The organism is Streptomyces sp. NBRC 110611 (genome assembly GCF_001590865.1).
In the GTDB taxonomy this organism is placed as follows: Bacteria; Actinomycetota; Actinomycetes; order Streptomycetales; family Streptomycetaceae; genus Streptomyces.
The window spans coordinates 89,602-96,217 of sequence record NZ_BBUY01000022.1; the positions used below are offsets into that span (position 1 = coordinate 89,602).

The 6,616-nt window shown below is 69.5% G+C and carries 6 protein-coding genes and 1 pseudogene; 2 read left to right on the plus strand and 5 right to left on the minus strand.

The features are described from left to right. Nucleotides 1-15: 15 nt before the first annotated feature. Nucleotides 16-597 carry a TerD family protein gene (locus AZE13_RS29625; RefSeq protein ID WP_066938710.1) on the minus strand — a complete coding sequence of 194 codons (582 nt, stop codon included), beginning with the start codon at nt 595-597 and terminating at the stop codon, nt 16-18. 781 nt (nt 598-1,378) lie between these two features. Between AZE13_RS29625 and AZE13_RS34690 the strand changes: the two are divergent. Further along, nucleotides 1,379-1,748 (plus strand): annotated as a pseudogene (locus AZE13_RS34690) (carbonic anhydrase); the annotation flags it as partial. 140 nt (nt 1,749-1,888) lie between these two features. On the opposite strand, the gene AZE13_RS29630 reads toward AZE13_RS34690, so the two are convergent. The 4 genes from AZE13_RS29630 to AZE13_RS37235 form a co-directional block, all read right to left on the minus strand. Then, nucleotides 1,889-2,839: a phosphotransferase family protein gene (locus tag AZE13_RS29630; protein WP_066938712.1), complete on the minus strand. Its 951-nt coding sequence runs from the start codon at nt 2,837-2,839 to the stop codon at nt 1,889-1,891. 90 nt (nt 2,840-2,929) lie between these two features. After that, nucleotides 2,930-4,582, minus strand: coding sequence for a ribosomal protection-like ABC-F family protein (gene abc-f, locus AZE13_RS29635; protein WP_066938715.1), 1,653 nt, complete (start codon nt 4,580-4,582; stop codon nt 2,930-2,932). Between the two features lie 221 nt (nt 4,583-4,803). Beyond that, nucleotides 4,804-4,965: a hypothetical protein gene (locus AZE13_RS37230; protein WP_181690489.1), complete on the minus strand. Its 162-nt coding sequence runs from the start codon at nt 4,963-4,965 to the stop codon at nt 4,804-4,806. Between the two features lie 112 nt (nt 4,966-5,077). Next, nucleotides 5,078-5,368 (minus strand): hypothetical protein, encoded by a 291-nt coding sequence (locus AZE13_RS37235; protein ID WP_066938718.1) that lies wholly within the window; start codon nt 5,366-5,368, stop codon nt 5,078-5,080. A gap of 827 nt (nt 5,369-6,195) precedes the next feature. On the opposite strand from AZE13_RS37235, the gene AZE13_RS29655 reads away from it, so the two are divergent. Beyond that, a partial coding sequence (locus tag AZE13_RS29655; RefSeq protein ID WP_066938724.1) for an NfeD family protein occupies nt 6,196-6,616 on the plus strand: 421 nt, incomplete at its 3' end.

Genomic DNA, 6,616 nt, shown 5'->3' on the forward strand with positions numbered 1-6,616 from the left:
CGGGCGCGCCTGCGCTCACAGGTGGGTGGCGATGGCGGGGATGAGATCCTGGAACGTGCGGCCATGGGCAGGGGCGCCGAGTGCGGCCATCTGCCAACCGGCCCCCGAGCGGTAAACCTTGGCCATGATCTGCGCGGTGTGCAGGCCGCCGCCGGTGAGGGTATAGCGGGCCAGCTCCTGACCGTTCGTCTCATCCACCAGCCGGCAGAACGCATTCTGCACTTCCTGGAAGGTCTGACCGGTGAACGAGTTGACCGTGAAGACAATCTGATCGATGTGCGCAGGCACACGCTGCAGATCCACGAGCACTGCCTCGTCATCGCCGCCATGGCCACTTCCGCCGACGACGTTGTCGCCCGTGTGCCGGACCGAGCCGTCATCGCTGATCAGATGCTGGAAGAAGACCACATCAACCGGCTGCTTCCCGGCGAACAGCACCGCCGAGGCATCCAGGTCGATCTCCTGAGCGGTGAGCCTGGCGAGGAATCCCTTACGCGGCGCGGCCTGCCAGCCCAGCCCCATCCGTACCACGCTCAGCGCGCCGCCGTCGGACTTGGTCAGGCTGACCTGCTGCCCCTTGCTCAGGTTCACGGACATGTCTCAACTTCCTCTGCTCTCCGACGATCTGGCAGCGGACCGGGCAACGCCACGGCTCGGCAACCCCGTCTGGCCCCGCTCTGCCGAGAAGTCCTGAAATCTACAGCACCGTAGAAGTTCACGAGCCGAGACGGCACTCGGAGCATCCGGATCCAGCACCCTCCGCGAAGCCACCCCAGGCCCGACAGCCACACCTCCGGCCGACACGACCAGCGCACCGTCGAGGGACACCACCCAGGACACCTGCCCGCAGATGACCGAATATGACTATTCTTGAAGTCGCGGGACAGTTGGACGTGGCCGTAACGGAGAATGCTGGAACCTTTGGTTCAGGGTTCGAGCCCCTGATGGCCCACCGGTCCAGCCCCTCTCTCAGGGCGCTGACCTGCCTGACCGGTCCTTGCGCCATGACGATCCGCCCCTGGGTACGTGCCATTGCCAGCGGAGCACCGTGCCCCTGCCCGTCGGCGACGACACAGGGCGGCGCAGCAGCGTGCGTCGGACACCTGTCCGGCGGGCCTCGCGACCGCGAAGCCGTCAGCTGTGCACTGTATGGAGGTGCACGCGGAACAGGGTGTCTGCGGCAGGGCGCCGGACGATATGCAGGTGCCCGGTAGTGACCGGCTTCGCCGGGCGCTCAGGCTCCTGCCGGAAGCCGCCGTCGCCCGACGGCTGGGAATGACCGGCGACTTCAAGACGCTCAGTCCCCAGCCGCCGCACCCACCCGCCTTCGGCAGATTTCCACGCAGCGATGAGCCGCGTCTGGCCGTAATCTGCGGTCATGACAGAGGCCCTGCCCCTGACTCAGGCCGAAGCCTTCGAGCTGCTGGTGGTCGGCAACGAGCACTTCGTTGCGGGCGTGTCGGAGCACCCGAACCAGGACGCCGCGCGCCGCGCCGAGACCGCACCCGCTCAGCGCCCGTTCGCCGCACTGTTCGGCTGCTCCGACTCACGCCTGGCCGCTGAGATCATTTTTGTCCGGGGCCTGGGTGACCTGTTCGTGGTCCGCGCCGCGGGCCACGTGGCGGGTTCGGAGGTGCTGGGCAGCATCGAGTACGGCGTGAGCGTGCTGGACTGCCCGCTGGTCGTGTTGCTGGGCCACGACTCGTGCGGCGCGGTGGCGGCCACCTGTGCAGCCCTGGCCGACGGCGTCGGCACCACGGGGGACCTGCCCGAAGCGCTGGCTGTCCCGCCGTCCGCCCGTGCTCCGGCCCCGGCCGCGTCTCCCGACAGCCTCGCCACCCAACGACGGGCTGAGTATCACGCTCGCTCAGCTACTAGTAGGTCTGTGTCAGCCGTTCACACCGCCCGCGAAGGGCATCGTCTGCCACTGGTCGACGGCGGGCTTGAGGTACTCCATCAGCTCGGGCAGCTGCGGGGCCAGCGTGAGGGTGGCGACGACCCGCAGCATGCCCAGGGCATTGACGAAGCCCAGGACCTCCTCGTCGAGCGGCCTCGTGCCGTTGCGCCGCGCGCCGCGGTTGTAGGCGGCTACGTGCTCGGGTCCGAGAGCGGCAAGGTCCCACTCGACGGGCCCCAGCGTGACCAGTTCGAAGTCGGCGTAGAGGTCACCGTCCACCCCGGAGAAGATGTTCGCAGGCGGGGAGTCGCCATGGATGGGCTGGAGGCCGACGCCCGGGAACCGGGCCTCGAAGGCCGTGCGTGAGCGCACGAGGGGTTCAAGGATCTGCCACTCGCGGCGGGCGCGGTCCAGCTCGGCCGCACCGATCAGGGTGGGGTGCTGGTCGAGCCGGGCAAGGCTCTCCGTGATGAACTGCGGATCGCCCGCGGACAGAAACTCCAGGCGGCCCGGGTAGGCGCGCAGTGCCGCATGCAGGTCGGCGACGCTCTCGGCGTTCGCCACGTAGTCGGGTTCCTTGTCCCGGTCCTCCTCGACGAACGGCCAGAACGTCATCGAGAAACCGTCGCGCTGCACGGGTTCCCGCGGCACGAGCGGGCTGGGCGCGATCACGGGGATTCCCTGGTCGGCGAGCCACCGTGTCACGTCCAGCTCATCCCGCTGGCGGCGCGCGAGGGCGACCAGGTCGTCCGGGTACGGCAGGACGGTGGGAATCCGGACCACGACCGGCGAGGGCGCCAGGTGGACAACGACGGAGAAGACGTCGTGCAGCACCATGGGGTCGGTGACGGTCAGGCCGAGCTCGCGCCCTGCCGCGACGGCAGCCTCGACGGCGGCGGAGGTGCGGCCGGCGAGCTGTTGTGGTGTCAGGAAGGTGATCATGGCTCCATCGTTTCAGTGGGATTTCTGGCTGTTGGGCAGGTCGGAGCGGGGGCGCGTGGGCCGCTCACGGCGGAGGCGAACCCCACGGAGTCAGCGCCTGCGGCCGGCACGCAGCTCCAGCTGCTCCCCCTCGAAGCCCTCGTGGAAGCCGCGATCGTGCGACACCATGACCACCGCCCCCGGGTACGCCACGAGCGCGGCCTGAAGGTCCTCGACCAGGTCGAGCGCGATGTGGTTGGTCGGCTCGTCGAGGACGAGGAGGTCCGCGGGCCACGTCACCAGGCGGGCGATCTGCAGCCGCCGCTGCTGTCCCGCGGACAGGGCGGCGACCGGGACGTGCAGCTCCTCCTCACGGAACAGGCCCAGTGCCAGGAGCTGTTCGGCGTACTCGTCCGGCAGCCCGGGCCACCCGGCAGCGAACGCGGCGAGCAGCGGGAGCCGCGTGGAGTGCGCGGGCAGTTCCTGCGCGAGGTAGCCGATCCGGGCCGGGCGACGTGCCGTGCCCGCGTCCGGCTCCATGTCGCCCGCCAGGACGCGCAGGAGCGTCGACTTGCCTGCCCCGTTCTCGCCCGTGACCAGCAGCCGCTGTCCGGGCGCGATCGCCAGGAGCCCGTCCAGACACAGCCGCTCGCCGACCCGTACACCGTCGAACTCGGCGAGGGGGCCCTGGGCGGGGCCGTCTGCCGCCGACAGCGCCGTCGTGAAGCGGAGCGGCGCCGGCGGCTCCGCCACCGGGTTGCGCCGCAGCTGCGCCAGGCGCTCCCGGACGGAGCGCACCTGCCCGCCGAGCTTCGCCTCGCTGGACCGGCGGTGCTTGCCGAAACCCTGCTTCGGGTCGCGGCCGGTGGTGGCCAGCCGCCTACCCGCGGCCTCGAGCAGCTCCTCCATGCGGGCCACCTCCTCGACCCAGTCCGCGTACCGCTGCTCCGCGCCGCGCCGAGCGGCGGCCTTCGCGGCGCGGTAGCCGGCCCAGCCGTCGCCGTACCGGCGCACCGTGCGCTCATCCCGGTCGACTTCGAGAATGGTGGTGGCGACGCGCTCCAGGAAGCCGCGGTCGTGGGTGACCGCGACGACGGTGCCGCGGTGTGCGCGCAGGCGCTCCTCCAGCCAGCGCACGGCCGCCGCATCGAGGTGGTTCGTCGGCTCGTCGAGGAGCAGCAGCTCGGGAGCGGCGGCCAGCACGCAGGCGAGCGCGAGCCTCGACTGCTCGCCGCCGGACAGCGATCCCAGCACGCGGTCGCGTGCGATCCCGGCGAGCCCGAGTCCGTGCAGGGCGGCATCCACGCGGGCATCCGCCTCGTAACCGCCGCGTTCCTCGTACGCGATCAGCAGTTCGCCGTATGCGGCGAGATCCTCTTCCGCCGCCTCGCGGAGGGACTCCTCCGCCACCCGCAACTGGCGCTCCATATCGCGCAGTTCGGCGAGGGCGAGGTCGACGGCGTCCTGCACGGTGCAGTCCGCATCGAGGTCGAGGGTCTGGGCGAGATGGCCGGTGCCGCCGGGGAAGCTGACGGTGATCTCCCCGGCGTCCGGCATCTCGGCTGCGGCGAGCAGCCGCAGCAGGGTGGACTTGCCGGAGCCGTTCTCGCCGATGACGGCGGCCTTCTCGCCCGGACGGACGGTGAAGCAGACCTGGTCGAGGACGGTCCGGGTGCCATAGGACTTGGTGACGTCCTTGACGGACAGCTGCGCCACGGCAGCGGGGGCGACGGTGGGCACGGAGGTGTGGGCGCGGTCGCGCATAGGACTTTCCCTGGGTATGCGAAGGGTCTACGGGCAGCGGAAACGGCGGTATCGGCCGTGCCCGGACTCACACGAAGAAGAGGAAAGCCATGCCCCCACCATAGCAAGACGAATCGTCTCGTCTCAATGTGTACGCGACGCGAAGTCCGTGATCCGCAGCACCCTCGTTCATCCGGGAGTGGTGAGGTCTGGGAAGCCCTTCACCGGTTCTCCGCGGCCGATCAGGCGGCGTCCACCAGGGGCCGGGAGCGAGGCACGGCAGCGGCCGTGCCCAGGCCGAGGCGCCCGTCCATGTCCAGGCGGAAGATGCCGTACGGGATGACGCTGGACGAGAACAGCACGATCAGGCCGCGCCGGCCCTCGTCGCTCAGCTCTTCGCCCACGCTGGTTCGGCCAGGACCTGTAGCACCAACAGGGTGCTGGCGTGCACGGGTGCGGACTGGAGCAGGTGTAGGGCGAGCATCGAGGTCTCGGCACACCTCTTGTCCGGGCCGGTCAGCGCGTCGGCCTTGCATAGTGCAGCACGGTGTTCGCGCTGTTCCAGTTCTCCACGACCTGGAGCCACCGTGAATCTCCCAGCGCAGGCCGAAGCTGGCCAGGTAGTCGCAGGCGCAAACCGTGCGCACAGCACGGCCGCGAGTCCATGCCCACCGCGCCCAGGTCGCGCTTGAGCACAGCCAGCAGGGCGGTGCCGTCCTCGTTGTCCTCGGCCACCAGACCGAGGAGCCGGACCATGCCCGCTTCGCCCAGACGGTCGATGTCAGGCCGCAGAACGCCTTCTCCCACCGGCCGAGCGCCACGACAAGCACCTTCTCGATCCGGGTGCGGGCCCACCTGCGCGAACTCCTCATGGCTGCGGCGTCCCCCCCCCGCTATCGACAAGCAACTCTGCCTCTTCGAGAGCTGGATCGTCGACCATCTCGCCGCCATCGCCAACCCCGAACACACAGACCGTCCGCCGGTTCGCCACCTGGGATTGTCCTACCGAAACTCCGAGCTCCGCCCCGATCGACGCCCCCTCGCCCCCCGGCAGCCGGAAGTACGCCGCAGACCAGGTCAAGCACGCGACGACCTTCCTGAATTGGCCCGACGGCCACAACCGGACTCTGGCCGCCTGAGGCCAGGCCGACATCGACCTCTGGCATGTCGAGCGAAACGAGCGCGACCGGAACACCGTCCGGCCCTTCCTGCTGTGGTGCCAATCCGCCAAGCTCACCCGACGCTTCCGGCTGCCTTCGCAGGCAACCCGCCGGGCAGCCCCCGCTCTCTCAGAACAAGCACCAACGAGCCAGACAGGCCCACCCTCCGGTGGGCCGGACAACGCTGCAGCCGGGCCCCGACTCAAGGAGTCAGCAGCCGGGGCTCACGGCGCGGGAAGCGGCCGCAACCTCGCCCATCACCGCCTCCCTCCATACCTGCTCCGCTGTCGCGGCCACCTGGCCCTTGATCGCATTAACAAGCATTCATGATCACGATGGCCGTTCATCTGCCCACAGGCACCCCCGCTGATCAGGGAAAACCCTTTAACGATCAAGAACTACAGGTGTCGTTTCTGTTCTGCCCGCGTTCCGGGAGGTAGCTTGGTGGAGAGGCCCTTAAAGGAGGGCGATTCGATGCCATGGCTCGTATGGCTACTCGCCGCCGCGGTGCTAGGTACCGCGGAGTTCTTCACCCTGACCCTGGTTTTCGGGTTGCTGGCGGGTGCTGCGTTGGTTGCCGCCGTAGTCGCTGGTGTGGGCATCGGCATCCTCGGCCAGCTCGTGGCCTTCGGAGCAGCAGCGGCAGCGGGTCTCGTCATCGTCCGTCCTATCGCGCTGCGGTATATGGCGCAGCAGCCCCTCACACGCGAGGGCGTTGATGCGCTGATCGGCAAGCGGGCCGAGGTCATGCAGGAGGTCACCGCGACCCACGGCCTGATCAAGCTCTCCGGCGAGGAGTGGTCCGCCCGCGCCCTCGACGAGAGCCTTGTGATCCCGGTGGGAGCGCTGGTGGATGTCATGGAGATCGAAGGCGCCACGGCCATCGTCTACCCCC